Below are 14583 nucleotides of genomic sequence, written 5' to 3'. Positions count from 1 at the left end.
GGGCGGCCGAAAAATTGGCCAACGCGGATGCATTTTCAGATCGCCGGATAGCCGCCCGTGCCGCCCGGCCAGGCCGTCAGCACCTCGTAGCCCTCGGGCGTCACCGCCACCATGTGCTCCCACTGGGCGGACAGCGAGCGGTCGCGGGTCACCACCGTCCAGCCGTCGGCCAGCTGGCGGGTCTCGCCCTTGCCGGCGTTGAGCATGGGCTCGATGGTGAACACCATGCCGGCTTCCAGCCGCAGCCCTTCGCCGGGGCGGCCGTGGTGCAGCACCTGGGGCGCGTCGTGGTAGATCTGGCCGATGCCGTGGCCGCAGTATTCGCGCACCACGCTGAAATGCCCGCGCTGCGCGACCGAGGCGATCGCATGGCCGATGTCGCCCAGCGTGGCGCCGGGCCGCACCACCCGGATGCCGGCGCGCAGGGCCTCGTAGGTGGTCTCCACCAGGCGCCGGGCCAGGGGCGCGGGCTCGCCGACGTAGTACATGCGGCTGGTGTCGCCGAACCAGCCGTCCTGCTGCACCGCCACGTCGATGTTGACGATGTCGCCCTTCTTCAGGATCTTGTCCGGCGAGGGGATGCCGTGGCAGACCACCTGGTTGACCGAGGTGAGCACCGTCTTGGGATAGTCCTGGTAGCCCAGGTTGCCGGGGATGGCGCGCTGCACGTTCACGATGTGCTCGTGGCAGAGGCGGTCCAGCGCCTCGGTGCTCACGCCGGGCACCACATGCGGCTCGATCATGGCGAGCACCTCGGCGGCGAGCTGGCCGGCGCGCCGGGCCATGGCGATCTCTTCGGCGGACCGGATGGGAACCTGGCGCGCCATCAGTGCTTGCCGCCCGCAGCGGCGCGGGGCTTGTCGGCAGGTGTCGCGACGGCGGCGGCGATATCCAGGCCGCCCGCCAGTTCTGCCTTGATCAGCAGCTGGTTGATCTCGCGGTGGTTCAGCTCCGGATACACCTCGGCCAGCATGCCGACCCGCATCCAGTGCTCGGCCTGGGCGTTGATGGAGCGGCTGAGCGCGTTGCCGGCCACCCGCAGGTTCTCGTGCATCAGGTCCGAAATCTTGACAATGCCCATGGGCCTACCTCTATATGAAACGTATATGAATTATATGCGTTCCATATGGCGGGTCCCAAGGGCGGCTCAGGTCTTGTGCAGATGGGCCAGCAGATCCGGATAGGACACCGGTTTGACGAAGTGCGTCTCGAAGCCCGCGGCCAGCGACTGGCTGCGGTCCATCGGCTGGCCGTAGCCGGACAGGGCCACAAGGCGCAGCGCCTCCGGCTCGCGCGCGCCGCGCAGGGCCACGGCCAGCTCGTGGCCGCTCATGCCGGGCAGGCCCACGTCCAGGATGGCGATCTCGGGCCGGAACTCCTCGGCCAGGGCCAGGGCCTCGAAGGGGTCGGCGCTGACACGCACCTCGAAACCCTCGTCGGCCAGCACCGCGGCCAGCAGCTCGGCGGCATCGGTGTTGTCGTCGACCAGCATCATGCGGCGCCGGGCCGGGCTTCTCGGCGCCGGCTCGGGCGTGGCCGGCGCGGCGGGCAGGGCGGCCAGCGCATCCATCGTCGGCAGCACCACGCTGAATTCCGCGCCCTTGCCGACGCCTTCGCTGCGCACATCGACCGTGCCCTCGTGGCTCTCCACGAAGCTCTTGACCAGCGCCAGCCCGATGCCCAGCCCGCCGCCGGCCCGGTCGATGGTGCTGCTGCCCTGCTCGAACACGCCGAACAGGCGCGGCATGAGTTCGGCGCTGATGCCCGGTCCGTCGTCCCGCACCGCCACCCGCAGCCGGCCGTCCGTCACCTCGCTGCGCAGCACGATGTGGCCCTGCAGATGGGTGTACTTGGCGGCGTTGGTGAGGATGTTGGCGAAGACCTGGGTGAGCCGGGTGGCGTCGCCGAAGACCAGCACCTCGGCCGAGGGCAGGCCGACGTCGAGCCGCTGCTGGCGCGCCTCCACCAGCGGGCCCACGGCCTCGATCGCGCTCTGCAGGCACAGGCGGATCGACACCGGCTCCTTGTGCAGCTCGAACTTGCGGTTGGTGAGCCGGCCGATGTCCATCAGGTCGTCGACCAGGCGCGACAGGTGCCGGGCCTGGCGCTCGATGATCTCGTAGGGCCGGCCCAGCGACGCGCCGCCGGCCTGGCGCTTGAGCAGCTCCAGCGCCATGAAGATCGGCGCCAGCGGATTGCGCAACTCGTGGCCGAGCATGGCCAGGAACTCGTCCTTGACCCGGCTGGCCCGCGCCCGCTCGCGGTCGATGGCGGCGGCCTCCAGGCCGGTGGCGGCCAGCGTGGCCACGGCGCGCAGGCAGGCGCTCTGGTGCACGTCGGGGAAAGCCGGCCCGCGCGAGCCGAACCACACGCTGCCCTGGCTGCCGCTGAAACCCATGCTCAGCCGGATCATGCGCAGCGGCCCCAGCGGCGTGGCCTGCACCGAGGGCGTGGCGGTGATGCTCATGCGGCGTATCGCGGCCAGTGTGTCCTGCCAGTCCAGCGCCTGTTGCGGCGTGGCCTGCAAGCCGGAGATGCGCAGCCGGGTGAAGGCCTGGCCGTCCTCCACATTCGGCACATCGATGTAGATGGTGTCCAGCGGCACGACGGTCTCGATCGCCTCGGCCATCAGGCGCAGCACGGTGGCGGCGTCCCGGCCCACCCAGAGCGCGGGCAGGGCCATCAGGCCCATCAGGTCCCGCAGGACGGCGCTGGCGCTGCGCCCGGCGGCGGTGCCGGACGCGGAGGAGGGGGTTTCAGGACTGTTCGACACGGGCCTTGCGCGCCTTGAGTTCCTTCAGCATCTCGGCGGGCGGGGTGAAGAAGGGGTTTTCCTGGACCACGCCGCCGACCAGGGTGAGCGGATGGGTGCGCAGCAGGTCCATCATCATGGCGCCGGTCAGCAGCGCGGTGTCGTAGACGCAGATGGCCGGCTGGCGGTTGCGCTCCAGCACCTCGTTGACCTCGGCCTCGTACTCGATCAAGTCCTCGGAGCCGGGCGCATCGCGGAAGGCCCAGTCCATGTGGCCCATGATGCGCAGGCGCTTGTAGCCGGCCTCGCGCGCCTGGGTGGTGACCTTGTCCACGGTGGCCAGCATCTGGTCCTTGTTGAAACGGCCGGTCTCGTCGAAATAGGCCTGGTCCCAGCCCACCAGCTCCAGCTGGCCGCAGGCCTGGCAGCCCGGCCCGTCGATGCCGTGTGCGACCAGGCGCTCCAGGTGGTCGGTCTTCAGGTCCGGATCGACCAGGTGCAGGTTCTTCTCGCCCTGCTCCATGGCCTGGCGGTAATAGGGATGGAGGATCTCGTAGCCCTCGTCGCGGCTGTCGAAGAACGCGCAGACGTGGAAGGAATCGAGGGCCGTGCCGGCGAGGGTGAGTTGGTCCATCTGGTTTCCGGGCGCCAAGGTCGTGTTGCAAGGGGGTTGCCTATTGTGCCCGGGAGGCGGCCCGCGACCGAGGGTTTGTTCCGCCCGGCGCGGCGATCCGCCTGCCTATCATTCTTCGGCCCTGCCGCCAGGCCGCGCCAGGCCGAAAAACCAAAACCAACAGAGACAAGACCATGCAAGACTCCCGACCGAGCCTGCGCCGCCGCACGGCGCTCGCCATGCTGCCCGCCGCGGCGCTGGTGGCCAGTGGCCATGTCCGCGCCCAGGCGCGTGTGTTCCCCGACAAGCCGATCGAACTCGTCGTGCCCTACCAGCCCGGCGGCGGCACCGACGCCCTGGCGCGCGCCTATGCGGACGCCGCCCGCAAGCACATGCCGCAGACGGTGCTGGTGGTCAACAAGCCCGGCGCCAGCGGCGCCATCGGCTGGCAGGACGTGATCAGCTCGCGGCCGGACGGCTACCGCCTGGCCATCATCACGGTCGAACTCATCACCCTGCCGCCGCTGGGCATGGCCCGGTACAACTGGGACGACCTGGCGCCGATCGCCCAGCTCAACGCCGACCAGGCCGCCATCACCGTGCGCGCCGATTCGCCCTGGAACACGGTGGAAGACTTCCTCGCCGCGGCCAAGGTGGAGAGCGGCAAGGTCAGCGTGGGCAATTCCGGCACCGGCTCGATCTGGCACCTGGCCGCCGCTGCGCTGCAGGACAAGGCCGGCGTGAAGTTCAACCACACGCCTTTCCAGGGCGCCAACCCCGCCGTGCTGGCGCTGATGGGCGGCCATATCGATGCGGTGGCGGTGAGCCCGGCGGAGGTCACCACCTTCGTGCAGGCCGGCAAACTCAAGACCCTGGCCGTGATGGCCGAGCAGCGGGTGAAGGGCTTCGAAAAGGTGCCCACGCTCAAGGAGCGCGGCATCGACCTGGTGATCGGCACCTGGCGCGGCATCGCGGCGCCGAAGAACACGCCGCCCGAGGTGATCGCCTACTTGAAGACCGCCAGCGAGAAGATCGCCAACGAGGCGAGCTTCCGCGAGGTGCTGGACAAGCAGAACCTGGGTTTCGTCTATGCCGACGACAAGGCCTTCCGCAAGGCCATTACAGAGGATGCCGCCTACTTCAAGACGCTGATCGGCAAGCTCGACATCAAGAACGTGTAGTCAGGTGTCGTTGGAGGTATCGAGCTTGGGCTGGCCGCTCTCGTCGGTCGGCCCGCCCTCGGTGCGTTCGTCCTCGGTCACCGAGGTGTTGAGGGACGGAGGCTGCGGTGTCTTTGCAGCGGCCTCGGGCGGAGTTTTGGGATCGGCTGGCATGGGCGGCTCCTTGCGGTTCAGATCGAACGTTCGCTGGCCAGCGTCAGGTGGCAGGTGATGACCGCCTGGCCCTGCGCGTCGTAGGCGAACAGCCGTTCCTTGACGACGAAGGTGTGCGCGCCGAGTGCGGCGATGGCCACGCTGTCGCCGGCCGCCGGCAGGGCCTGCCCGGCATCGAAGTTCAGCGTGGTGTTGGCGACGCCCGGCAGTTCTGCCTTGGTCTGCGCGTCGAGGACGAAGTGGAGGGATGCGGTCATGGCGGGATCTCTCTTGCGGCGGTTCGTGGGTGGAGAGATCCAATGTAGGGGCGCTGCGGACAGGAGATGTTTCCACGCGTGGCAAGACGCACCGCGGGACGGAAAAACGCTGTAGCGATCCGGGACGGTCGGCGCCCACGGCGGCGGCCCCCGGCTGTCCGATCCTGCGACAGCCGCCGTGCTTCCCGCGCCCAGGGAAAACCAGCGCGCCAGGCCGTTTCCGCTTCCCGATCAATCACTTGCCCCGCCACCCCCGGCGCGTGGCATGTCCGTTGCTGAAAGGCGTCTTCCAAAACAAGGAGACACCTATGAAAGCTGCGGTGCTGCACCGTTACGACGAGACCCTGGGCAGTGGTCGCTTCGTCGAATACGAGGACTGGCCCGACCCGAAGATCGAGAGCCCCACCGACGTCATCGTGCGTATCGGCGGCGCCGGTGTCTGCCGCACCGACCTGCACGTGGTGGAGGGCATCTGGCGCAGCAAGGTGCAGGTCTCGCTGCCCTACGTCATGGGCCACGAGAACGCCGGCTGGGTCGAGGCCATGGGTTCGGCGGTGACGGGGGTGAAGGTGGGCGATCCGGTGATCTGCCATCCGCTGGTGACCAGCGGCCACTGCCTGGCCTGCCGGCGCGGCGACGACATGCATGCCGACGAGAGCCGTTTCCCCGGCATCAATGCCGATGGCGGTTATGCCCAGTACCTGCGCACCGGCCAGCGCTCCCTCATCAAGCTGCCGAAGACGCTGGCGCCCAAGGATGTGGCGCCTTACACCGATGCCGGCCTGACCGCCTACCGAGCGGCCAAGAAAGCCTCGCGCCACCTGCTGCCTGGCGAGTTCGCGGTGGTGATAGGCGCGGGCGGCCTGGGCCATATCGGCATCCAGGTGCTGGCCGCGCTGTGCGCCGCCGAGATCGTCATCGTGGACCGCAGCGAGACCGCGCTGAAGCTGGCGCAGGAATGCGGCGCCCACCATGCCGTCAAGGCCGATGGCAGCGAGCTGGAGCGGGTGCTCGAAATCACCAGGGGCCAGGGCGCCGAGGCGGTGATCGACTTCGTCGGCGAGGGCGACGCCGTGGCCCAGGGCCTGGCCATGACCCGCAATGCCGGCACCTACTACGTGGTCGGCTACGGCGGCCGCATCGAGCTGCCCACGCTGGACATGGTGACCAGCGAGAAAAGCATCGTCGGCAACCTGGTCGGCACCTGGCCCGAACTGGTCGAGCTGATGGCCCTGGCCGACCGCGGCCTGGTGCACCTGAAGACCCGCGAATACAAGCTGCAGGACGCCAACCAGGCCCTGCTCGACCTGCACCACGGCAAGGTCAGCGGCCGCGCGGTGCTGATTCCCTGAGCTTTTGCGAACGCCTGGAGGAACACCCATGACACAGGACACGACCGGCGCCCAGAAGGACGCCTTCTTCGCCCAGCTCGGCCAGCTCTCGGACGCGATGACGGCCGCCTTCGGCAAGGACTTCGCCATCGGCGCGCTGGTGCTCGCCGCGCGTTATCTCGCCGAACGCACCGCGCCCGACACCCAGGAGACCGCGCCCGCCCCGTGAAAACCCCGAGCCGCCGGCCGTCCGCCGCGGGACGGCGCGGTGTCCCGGAACAGGACGGCCGCGACAGCCGCATGCGCACCGCCGCAGCGTCCCTCAGAGGGCGGCCAGCGAGGGCATCAGGGATTGGAGCAATGGCACGCGAATCGCAATGAGGAAGCCGGGGCGCCACCCATGCGTCCCGGCAGATCGGCCCAGCGAAACACACACACAGGAGATGACCATGTCCGTTGGTTTGACACTCAACAAGATCACCTCGCAGAAGGGGATCAGCGTGGCGGAGGCCGCCAGGCGCATCGCCGACCTCGGCTGGCAGCCGAGCTATGTGAAGGAAGCGATGACCTTCCCCACCGACTACAAGATCAGCAAGGCGCCGCGCGACCCGATGAAGCAGGTGCTGCGCTCCTACTTTCCGATGCAGGAGGAGAAGGACAACCGCGTCTACGGCGCGCTCGACGCCGCCCTGCGCGGCGACATGTTCCGCAACACCCAGCCGCGCTGGGTGGAGTGGATGAAGCTGTTCCTGGCGATCATTCCCTTCCCGGAAATCTCGGCCGCCCGCTCCATGTCCATGCTCGGCCAATTGGCCCCGGGCGAGGAGCTGCGCACCGGCTTCACCATGCAGATGGTCGACGAGTTCCGCCATTCCACCATCCAGATGAACCTGAAGAAGTGGTACATGGAGAACTACATCGACCCGGCCGGCTTCGACATCACCGAGGCCGCCTTCGGCAAGTGCTACGCCACCACCATCGGCCGGCAGTTCGCCGAAGGCTTCCTCACCGGCGATGCGCTGACCGCCGCCAACATCTACCTGCAGGTGGTGGCCGAGACCGGCTTCACCAACACGCTCTTCGTGGCGATGCCGTCCGAAGCCGCGCGCAACGGCGACTACGCCCTGTCCTCGGTCTTCCTCTCGGTGCAGTCCGACGAGTCGCGCCACATCGGCAACGGCCATTCGCTGCTGATGTCGGTGGTCAACGATCCGGACAACCACCTGCTGCTGGAGCGCGACATCCGTTACGCCTTCTGGCAGAACCACGCCATCGTGGACGCGGCCATCGGCACCATCATCGAATACGGCACCACCGACCGCAGCAAGAACAAGGAAAGCTACGCCGAGCTGTGGCACCGCTGGATCTACGAGGACTACTACCGCACCTACCTGCTGCCGCTGGAGAAGTACGGCGTGAAGATCCACCACGACGACGTGGGCGCCGCCTGGGACCGGCTGGTGAAGAAGAACTATGTGCACAAGGTGGCGCAGTTCTTCGCCGTGGGCTGGCCGGTGAACTTCTGGCGCATCGAGGCGCAGACCGAACGCGACTTCGAATGGTTCGAGCACAAGTACCCGGGCTGGTATGCCGAGTTCGGCAACTTCTGGAAGTGGTACGAAAGAAAGAGCGTGCCCGGCCAGACCAACATCCTCTTCGACCAGGAGAACGGCTACGTCTACCCGCACCGCTGCTGGAGCTGCATGGTGCCCTGCCTGATCCGCGAGGACGCGGTGATGGACGAGGTCGACGGCAAGGTCTACACCTACTGCTGCGAGCAGTGCCGCTGGACCCACAAGACCGCCTTCGCCGCCGAATACGAAGGCCGCGCCACGCCCGCCATGGGCCGCTTCAGCGGACGGCGCGAATGGGAGGAGTGCTATCACGGCTGGGACCTGGCCGATGCGATCAAGGACCTGGGTTTCGTGCGCTCGGACGGCAAGACCCTGGTCTCGCAGCCCCACCTGCGCTTCGACGACCGGCAGATGTGGACCTTGGACCATGTGCGCGGCCACACCCTGCAGAGCCCGCTGACCCTGCTGCGTGCCATGACACCCGAGGCGCGTGAAAAGCACATGGCCGAGTACCGCAAGGGTTTCACCATCAACCCGATCTGAACGGCCGGCCGGCCGAACACGGGAAACCCAGACCATGTCCGAAAAGAAGATCCACAAGGTCCGCTTCGAGCCGGTCGGCGTCGAGATGGAATGCGAGGAGGGCGAGTGGGTGCTGGACGCCGCCTTCCGCCAGGGCATCGCGGTGGCCCACGGCTGCCGCGAGGGCCGCTGCAGCAGCTGCAAATGCGTGCTGCTGGAAGGCGATGCCCAAGTGCAGGACTACTCCACCTTCGCGCTGCCCGACTACGAACGCGATGCCGGCCATGTGCTGCTCTGCCGCACCTACGCCTTCAGCGACCTGACGGTGGAACTGCTGAACTACGACGAGGACCTGATGCGGCGCTCCATCGCCGTGCGGGACTTCCCCGGCGAGCTGGTGGCGGTGAGCGAACTCACCCACGACATCCGCCTGCTGGAGGTGCGGCTGGCCGAGCCGATGAAGTTCTGGGCCGGCCAGTATGTGGAGCTCACGGTGCCGGAGGCGGGCGTGACGCGCTCGTACTCCATGGCCAGCACGCAGAGTTCGCCGGACACCCTGCGCTTCATCATCCGCAAGTACCCGCAAGGGGCCTTCTCCTCGCTGGTCGATGCCCGGCTGCGGCCGGGCACGGCCGTGTCGCTGAAGGGCCCCTTCGGAGGCTGCTTCCGGCGAGAGGCGCGGCCCGGGCCGATGCTGCTGGTGGGCGGCGGCTCGGGCATGGCGCCGCTGTGGTCCATCCTGCAGGACCACATCGAGAGCGGGGAGCAGCGGCCCATCCGCTTCTTCTACGGCGCGCGCAGCCGGCAGGACCTGTTCTTCCTGGAAGAGTTCGCCGCCGTGGCCGCACGGCTAACGGATTTCGAGTTCATCCCCGTGCTGTCCCAGGCCGCGCCCGGGGACGGCTGGACGGGCGAGACCGGCTTCGTGCACGAGGCCCTGCAACGGGTGATGGCCGAACGCCCGCTGCCCGGCCAGGCCGATGCCTATGTCTGCGGCCCGCCGCCCATGGTCGATGCGGTGCTGCCCGCGCTGCAGCGCCTGGGCGTGGCGGCCGAGCACACCCATGTCGACAAGTTCGTCCAGGCCGGCGCCGCGCTGAGCCTGGCCCATTGATCCACCTTCCAAAACCCAACAGGAGACAAAGCATGGATACCGCCACCCTCGATTCGCCCGCGGTCACCTCGGGCGCGGCCGGCGCCGCGAAATTCGCCGGCTCCGACAGCCGCAAGTACAACTACTTCACCCCCAAGGGCCGCAAGGCCACGCACTACGAGGACATGACCCTCGACGTGCAGCCCGACCCCAAGCGCTACCTGCTGCAGGACTGGATCATCTCCTTCGCCGACGGCACGCCCACCTATTCGGAGACCTGGACGGCGGCCCGCTGCGCCGACTGGCATGCCTACCGCGCGGTGGACGAGGAATGGGAGCGCACCCACTTCCAGCGCCAGTCCACCATCGTCGGCATGATCTCGCAGGCGGTGGAGAACGCCCGGCGCGCCGGAGCGCCGCAGCGCTTCGACAAGACCTGGGTCAAGGTGCTGGAGAAACACCTGGGCGCCTACAAGCATGCCGAGTTCGGCATGGGCACGGCGCTGATGCATGCGCAGCGCTACGGCTACACCCAGATGGTCAACAGCACCATCCTCACCAACGCCTCCTACAAGCTGCGTTTCGCCCAGGACCTGACGCTCTACCTCGGCGACATCGGCACCGACATCGCCGGCTTCGACGCCGAGATCGGCAAGCAGCAGTGGCTGAGCGATCCGGTCTGGCAGCCCACCCGCGAGCTGGTCGAGACCATAGGCGGCGAGACCGACTTCCTGGCCCAGTACTTCGCGGTCAACATCGTCTTCGAGCCCCTGGTCGGCGAGCTGCTGCGCAGCGGTTTCTTCATGCAGGCGGCGGCCTCGCAGAACGACTTCCTCACGCCCACCGTGGTATCGGCCGCCGAGGGCGACTACCAGCGCAACCTGGCCAACTGCGTGGAGCTGGTGCACATGCTGGTGAGCGACGACACCCACGGGCCGCAGAACGTGCTGCTCTTCAATGGCTGGCTGCAGCGCTACGGCGAGCTGGCGCTGTCGGCGGCCCGGCACCTGCAGCCGATCTGGTCGCTGCCGCACGTCAAGGTGGTGCGCTTCGAGGACGCCCTGGCCTCGGCCACCGGACGCATCCGCAACATCGCCGTGCAGCTCGGCCTGGAGCTGCCCGAAGCGCTGTCCGCCTGACCCGAATCCCCATCCCACCCACCGAGGAGACCCACCATGTCAGACCACGAGAAAAGCATCTTCAAGTCCTTCAAGGACCTGGAGTTCCAGGAGACCATCTCGCACCAGTGCGGCGTCACCATGAACGACAGCGTGGAGGCCCGCGCCATCGCCGAGCTGATGGCCAGCAAGCCCGGCATCCGGGTGACCTACCTGCCGGCCATGATCCGCATCGACGGCGAGGGCCGCATCGAATTCCACATGGACGAGATCGGCGAGGCCCTGGGCCGCGAGATGACCGCCCACCTCTTCGAGATATCCACCTCCACCCACTACGGGCGCATGGTGATGGTCGATGAAAACACCGTGGTGCTCTTCGGCAACATGGAAGAAGCCATGGCCTACGAATAAGGAGACAGCACCATGTACACCACCGCATCCGGAGAAGAGATCTTCGTCATCGACGGCCATGTCCACAAATGGGACGGCAGCAAGGCCAACCAGAGGAACATCCACGGCGAGCAGTTCATCAACTGCTTCTACGGCTACCACACCTTCCTGAGCCCGGCCGAGAAGCTGCTCACCCGCGAGCAGTTCGACACCTACAGCGCCGAGCAGATGCACCGCGACCTGTTCGTGCACGGCTACGACGACATGGCGATCTGCCAGCCGACCTACCTCACCGACTTCTATGTGCAGGGCTTCAACACCACCGAGCAGAACGCTGTGCTGAAGACCCAGTACCCGGGCCGCTTCATCGTCAATGGCGCCTTCGACCCGCGCGACGAGGCGGCGGGCCTGGACCAGCTCGACGAACTCGCCGCCAAGCACCAGTTGCAGGGCGTGAAGCTCTACACCGCCGAATGGAAGGGCGCCAGCCGGGGCTACAAACTCACCGACCCCTGGGCCGAGAAGTACCTGGAGCGCTGCGAAGCCCTGGGCATCCGCAACATCCATGTGCACAAGGGCCCGACCATCCTGCCGCTGGACCGCGATGCCTTCGACGTGGCCGACATCGACGCGGCCGCCACCAACTTCCAGGGCCTGAATTTCATCGTGGAGCATTGCGGCCTGCCGCGCCTGGACGACTTCTGCTGGATCGCCACGCAGGAGACCAATGTCTACGGCGGCCTGGCGGTGGTGCTGCCCTTCATCCGCAAGAAGCCGCAGTACTTCGGCCATGTGATCTCGCAGCTGCTGATGTGGCTGGGGCCGGACAAACTGCTCTACGGCAGCGACTACGGCATCTGGACCCCCGACTGGCTGATCGAGGACTTCATGGCCTACGAGCTGCCCGAGGCTCTGGCCAAGGAAACCGGCGCGGTGCTGGACCTGGAGGCCAAGAAGAAGATCCTGGGCCTGAACGCCGCCCGGCTCTACGGCGTGGACATCGAGGCACAGAAGCTGCGCCTGCCCAACGCGCACCAGGCCCGCCCGGTGGAATCCGCGCTGGCGCCGGCCGACGGCGCGGCGGTGGCCGCCTGATGGACACCGGCCGCCTGCGGCAGGAGCGCATCGCCCAGGTGCGCGCCTGCCTGGCGACGGTGGTGGACCCGGAGCTGGACGAGCCGGTGACGGAGCTGGACTTCATCACCGACATCACCCTGACCGCGCCCGGCCAGGTGCGCATCGGCTTTCGTTTGCCGACCTACTGGTGCGCCGCCAACTTCGCCTTCCTCATGGCCGACGACATGCGCCTCGCGGTCTCGTCACTGGCCTGGGTGGAGGGGGTGAGGGTGCTGCTGCAGGACCATATGTACGCCGACACCATCAATGCCGGCGTGGCACGCGGCGAGGGCTTCGAAGCCGCCTTCGGCGAAGCGGCCGAGGGCGGTTTGCAGGCCCTGCGCCGCACCTTCGAGCGCAAGGCCTTCCAGCGCCGCCAGGCGGCCCTGCTGGCCTGGCTGCTGGAGGCCGGCCACACGGCGCAGGCCCTGGTCGCCATGCGCCGCGAGGCCCTGGCCGGCCTGCCCCTGGCCGAGGCCGGCGAGCGCCTGCGGGCGCGCTACCTGCAGCGCCGCGACGTGGCCGGCGGCGGCGCCCTGGCCTTTGTCGATACCGAGGGCGGTGCGATCGCGGCGGCGGCCCTGGCGCGCCATCTGACCGACACGCAGCGCGTGGACATCAACGCCGAATTCAACGGCGCCCTGTGCCGCGGCCTGCTGGCCGCGCGTTACCCGCCGGGCGCGGGCGCCGCCGTGCCGATCCGCATCGTGCGGCAGCCGGCTCACTGATCCTGAAGACCTGAATAACGAGATGGATGGAGACAAAAAAATGGCAAACATCATGTTGCACGACGACGAAGCCCGCCAGGCCCTGGGCCGGGGCGTGGCCAAGCTGGCGCGGGCGGTGCGCGGCACCCTGGGGCCGCGCGGCATGAACGTGGTGATCGACAGGCCGATCGGCACGCCGATCATCTCGCGCGACGGCGTGAGCATCGCCGCCGAGGTGGAGCTGGAATGCCCCTTCGAGAACATGGGCGCGCAGGTGCTGCGCGAGGTTTCGCGCCAGACCAACGAGGTGGCCGGCGACGGCACCACCACCGCCACCGTGCTGGCCGATGCGCTGGTGCAGGACGGCCTGGCCTGCCTGGGGCGCGGCGCCAATCCGGTGGAATTGGTGGAGGGGCTGGAGCTGGCGGTGGCCGAGGTGATCGCCGAGCTGCAGCGCTCGGCCCGGCCCCTGGCCGACGGCCTGGAACTGCGCGCGGTGGCGGTGGTGGCGGCCAACGATGTCGCCACCGGCCACCTGGTGGCCGAAGCGCTGGAGCGGGTGGGCCCGGGCGGCATCGTCGATGTGGATTACGGCAGCACCGTCGAGACCCGGCTGGAGGTGGTCGACGGCATGGCCTTCGACCGCGGCTACCTGTCGCACCACATGATCACCGACGTGGAGCGCATGCAGGTGGTGCTGGAGAACCCGCTGATCCTGATGACCGACATGCGGCTGCAGACCACGGCGGAAGTGGATGCCATCCTGGCGCTGGCGGCCGAGGCGAAACGGCCGCTGCTGGTGATCGCCGACGAGGTGGCGCCGGCCTGCGTGGTCAGCCTGCTGGCCTGGCGCGACCGGGGCGGCCAGCCGGTGGCGGCCATCCATCCGCCGGAATACGGCCACTGGCGCAAGGCCATGCTGGAGGACATCGCCATCCTCACCGGCGGCCGGGTGATCGCACGCGACCTGGGCGGCAGCATCGCCGCCGTGCAACAACGCGACCTGGGCGGCGCGCGCCAGGTGCGCATCTCGGCCAACCAGACGGTGGTGACCGCCGGTGCCGGCGACCCGGCCCTGATCGAGGCCCGCCGCCAGCAGGCCACCCGGCAATGGGAGCTGGCGCCGGAGAACGTGGAGCGCGACAAACTCAAGGAGCGCGTCGCCAAGCTCTCCGGCGGCACGGCGGTGCTGATGGCCGGCGGCGCCACGCCGGTGGAGCAGAAACGCCGGCTGCACCTGATCGAGGATGCGATCCATGCCGCGCGCGCCGCCATCGCCGAAGGCGTGGTGCCCGGCGGCGGGCTGGCGCTGCTGCGGGCGGCCTCGGCGCTCGAACCGCTGATCGAGCACAGCAGCGGTGGCGTGCAGCAGGGCGCGCGCCTGCTGCAGCGGGCCTTGCAGCAGCCGCTGCATTTCATCGCGGCCAACTGCGGGCTGGATGCCGTCGGTGTGATGAAACGCACCCTGGCCGCCCAGCCCGGCGTGGGCCTGGATGCGCGCACCGGCCGTTTCACCGACCTGGCGCTGGCCGGCATCATCGATCCGGTCAAGGTCAGTTCGAGCGCGGTGCGCAACGCGGCCTCGGTGGCCGGGCTGATCCTGACCACCCAGACCCTGATCGCCAGGAAACCCGATACGGCGGACCCCACCGCCGGCCCCGCGCTGGGCGGCGGCGCGGAGCGTTTCGGCCGGCAGTAAAGGTGTGTGCGAAGCGGTGTTGTACAGCAAGGATCTGCTGCATCGAAGGAGGTATCGCAGCAGAATCTGACGGGCAC

The 14583-nt window shown here is 68.4% G+C and carries 16 protein-coding genes; 10 read left to right on the top strand and 6 right to left on the bottom strand.

Annotated elements, in window-relative coordinates; translation table 11 throughout:
- Positions 1–35: 35 nt before the first annotated feature.
- From map to GT347_RS05765, 4 genes are all read right to left on the bottom strand, one after another.
- A complete protein-coding gene (gene map, locus GT347_RS05780; protein ID WP_160551059.1) occupies positions 36–827 on the bottom strand; it encodes a type I methionyl aminopeptidase in 792 nt (263 codons plus the stop codon).
- Positions 827–1081, bottom strand: a complete 255-nt coding sequence (locus GT347_RS05775) for a ParD-like family protein (RefSeq protein ID WP_160551058.1) — start codon at positions 1079–1081, stop codon at positions 827–829. Before GT347_RS05775 ends, map begins: the two co-directional genes overlap by 1 nt.
- Before the next feature lie 66 nt (positions 1082–1147).
- Complete coding sequence (locus GT347_RS05770) at positions 1148–2773, bottom strand: hybrid sensor histidine kinase/response regulator (protein ID WP_160551057.1); 1626 nt, start codon at positions 2771–2773, stop codon at positions 1148–1150.
- The gene (locus tag GT347_RS05765) at positions 2757–3386 is read right to left on the bottom strand and encodes an MEDS domain-containing protein (protein ID WP_160551056.1); all 630 of its coding nucleotides are present in this window, start codon (positions 3384–3386) and stop codon (positions 2757–2759) included. Before GT347_RS05765 ends, GT347_RS05770 begins: the two co-directional genes overlap by 17 nt.
- A gap of 173 nt (positions 3387–3559) precedes the next feature.
- Between GT347_RS05765 and GT347_RS05760 the strand changes: the two genes are divergently transcribed.
- A complete protein-coding gene (locus GT347_RS05760; protein WP_160551055.1) occupies positions 3560–4546 on the top strand; it encodes a tripartite tricarboxylate transporter substrate binding protein in 987 nt (328 codons plus the stop codon).
- Here GT347_RS05760 and GT347_RS05755 read toward each other — a convergent pair whose 3' ends face one another.
- Positions 4547–4699 carry a hypothetical protein gene (locus GT347_RS05755; protein WP_160551054.1) on the bottom strand — a complete coding sequence of 51 codons (153 nt, stop codon included), beginning with the start codon at positions 4697–4699 and terminating at the stop codon, positions 4547–4549.
- A 17-nt stretch (positions 4700–4716) separates the two neighbouring features.
- The gene (locus GT347_RS05750) at positions 4717–4956 is read right to left on the bottom strand and encodes a hypothetical protein (RefSeq protein ID WP_160551053.1); all 240 of its coding nucleotides are present in this window, start codon (positions 4954–4956) and stop codon (positions 4717–4719) included.
- A gap of 308 nt (positions 4957–5264) precedes the next feature.
- Here GT347_RS05750 and GT347_RS05745 point away from each other — a divergent pair, with 308 nt between their 5' ends.
- From GT347_RS05745 to groEL, 9 genes are all read left to right on the top strand, one after another.
- Positions 5265–6308 carry an NAD(P)-dependent alcohol dehydrogenase gene (locus GT347_RS05745; protein ID WP_160551052.1) on the top strand — a complete coding sequence of 348 codons (1044 nt, stop codon included), beginning with the start codon at positions 5265–5267 and terminating at the stop codon, positions 6306–6308.
- Positions 6309–6336: 28 nt separating this feature from the next.
- Positions 6337–6516: a hypothetical protein gene (locus GT347_RS05740; protein ID WP_160551051.1), complete on the top strand. Its 180-nt coding sequence runs from the start codon at positions 6337–6339 to the stop codon at positions 6514–6516.
- Between the two features lie 220 nt (positions 6517–6736).
- Positions 6737–8404, top strand: a complete 1668-nt coding sequence (locus tag GT347_RS05735) for an aromatic/alkene/methane monooxygenase hydroxylase/oxygenase subunit alpha (protein ID WP_160551050.1) — start codon at positions 6737–6739, stop codon at positions 8402–8404.
- Between the two features lie 34 nt (positions 8405–8438).
- Positions 8439–9497 carry an NADH:ubiquinone reductase (Na(+)-transporting) subunit F gene (locus GT347_RS05730; RefSeq protein ID WP_160551049.1) on the top strand — a complete coding sequence of 353 codons (1059 nt, stop codon included), beginning with the start codon at positions 8439–8441 and terminating at the stop codon, positions 9495–9497.
- A 32-nt stretch (positions 9498–9529) separates the two neighbouring features.
- Entirely contained in the window at positions 9530–10615 is a 1086-nt protein-coding gene (locus GT347_RS05725) for a ferritin family protein (protein WP_160551048.1), read from the top strand.
- Between the two features lie 36 nt (positions 10616–10651).
- Complete coding sequence (locus tag GT347_RS05720; protein WP_160551047.1) at positions 10652–11005, top strand: MmoB/DmpM family protein; 354 nt, start codon at positions 10652–10654, stop codon at positions 11003–11005.
- A 12-nt stretch (positions 11006–11017) separates the two neighbouring features.
- The gene (locus GT347_RS05715) at positions 11018–12079 is read left to right on the top strand and encodes an amidohydrolase family protein (protein WP_160551046.1); all 1062 of its coding nucleotides are present in this window, start codon (positions 11018–11020) and stop codon (positions 12077–12079) included.
- Positions 12079–12828: an iron-sulfur cluster assembly protein gene (locus GT347_RS05710; protein WP_160551045.1), complete on the top strand. Its 750-nt coding sequence runs from the start codon at positions 12079–12081 to the stop codon at positions 12826–12828. Before GT347_RS05715 ends, GT347_RS05710 begins: the two co-directional genes overlap by 1 nt.
- Before the next feature lie 40 nt (positions 12829–12868).
- On the top strand, positions 12869–14506 hold the full coding sequence (gene groEL / locus GT347_RS05705) for a molecular chaperone GroEL (RefSeq protein ID WP_160551044.1): 1638 nt from the start codon (positions 12869–12871) through the stop codon (positions 14504–14506).
- Positions 14507–14583 lie beyond the last annotated feature (77 nt).

This window comes from Xylophilus rhododendri (genome assembly GCF_009906855.1).
Taxonomy (GTDB): Bacteria; Pseudomonadota; Gammaproteobacteria; order Burkholderiales; family Burkholderiaceae_C; genus Xylophilus; species Xylophilus rhododendri.
Note: the sequence above shows the minus strand (reverse complement) of the source record. Positions and strands in the feature narration are given on the sequence as shown.

Bases quoted from the DNA above. Each gene is read 5' to 3' on its own strand.
- map (WP_160551059.1), bottom strand. From the start codon at position 827: ATGGCGCGCCAGGTTCCCATCCGGTCCGCCGAAGAGATCGCCATGGCC.
- GT347_RS05775 (WP_160551058.1), bottom strand. From the start codon at position 1,081: ATGGGCATTGTCAAGATTTCGGACCTGATGCACGAGAACCTGCGGGTG.
- GT347_RS05765 (WP_160551056.1), bottom strand. From the start codon at position 3,386: ATGGACCAACTCACCCTCGCCGGCACGGCCCTCGATTCCTTCCACGTC.
- GT347_RS05760 (WP_160551055.1), top strand. From the start codon at position 3,560: ATGCAAGACTCCCGACCGAGCCTGCGCCGCCGCACGGCGCTCGCCATG.
- GT347_RS05755 (WP_160551054.1), bottom strand. From the start codon at position 4,699: ATGCCAGCCGATCCCAAAACTCCGCCCGAGGCCGCTGCAAAGACACCG.
- GT347_RS05750 (WP_160551053.1), bottom strand. From the start codon at position 4,956: ATGACCGCATCCCTCCACTTCGTCCTCGACGCGCAGACCAAGGCAGAA.
- GT347_RS05745 (WP_160551052.1), top strand. From the start codon at position 5,265: ATGAAAGCTGCGGTGCTGCACCGTTACGACGAGACCCTGGGCAGTGGT.
- GT347_RS05740 (WP_160551051.1), top strand. From the start codon at position 6,337: ATGACACAGGACACGACCGGCGCCCAGAAGGACGCCTTCTTCGCCCAG.
- GT347_RS05735 (WP_160551050.1), top strand. From the start codon at position 6,737: ATGTCCGTTGGTTTGACACTCAACAAGATCACCTCGCAGAAGGGGATC.
- GT347_RS05730 (WP_160551049.1), top strand. From the start codon at position 8,439: ATGTCCGAAAAGAAGATCCACAAGGTCCGCTTCGAGCCGGTCGGCGTC.
- GT347_RS05725 (WP_160551048.1), top strand. From the start codon at position 9,530: ATGGATACCGCCACCCTCGATTCGCCCGCGGTCACCTCGGGCGCGGCC.
- GT347_RS05720 (WP_160551047.1), top strand. From the start codon at position 10,652: ATGTCAGACCACGAGAAAAGCATCTTCAAGTCCTTCAAGGACCTGGAG.
- GT347_RS05715 (WP_160551046.1), top strand. From the start codon at position 11,018: ATGTACACCACCGCATCCGGAGAAGAGATCTTCGTCATCGACGGCCAT.
- GT347_RS05710 (WP_160551045.1), top strand. From the start codon at position 12,079: ATGGACACCGGCCGCCTGCGGCAGGAGCGCATCGCCCAGGTGCGCGCC.
- groEL (WP_160551044.1), top strand. From the start codon at position 12,869: ATGGCAAACATCATGTTGCACGACGACGAAGCCCGCCAGGCCCTGGGC.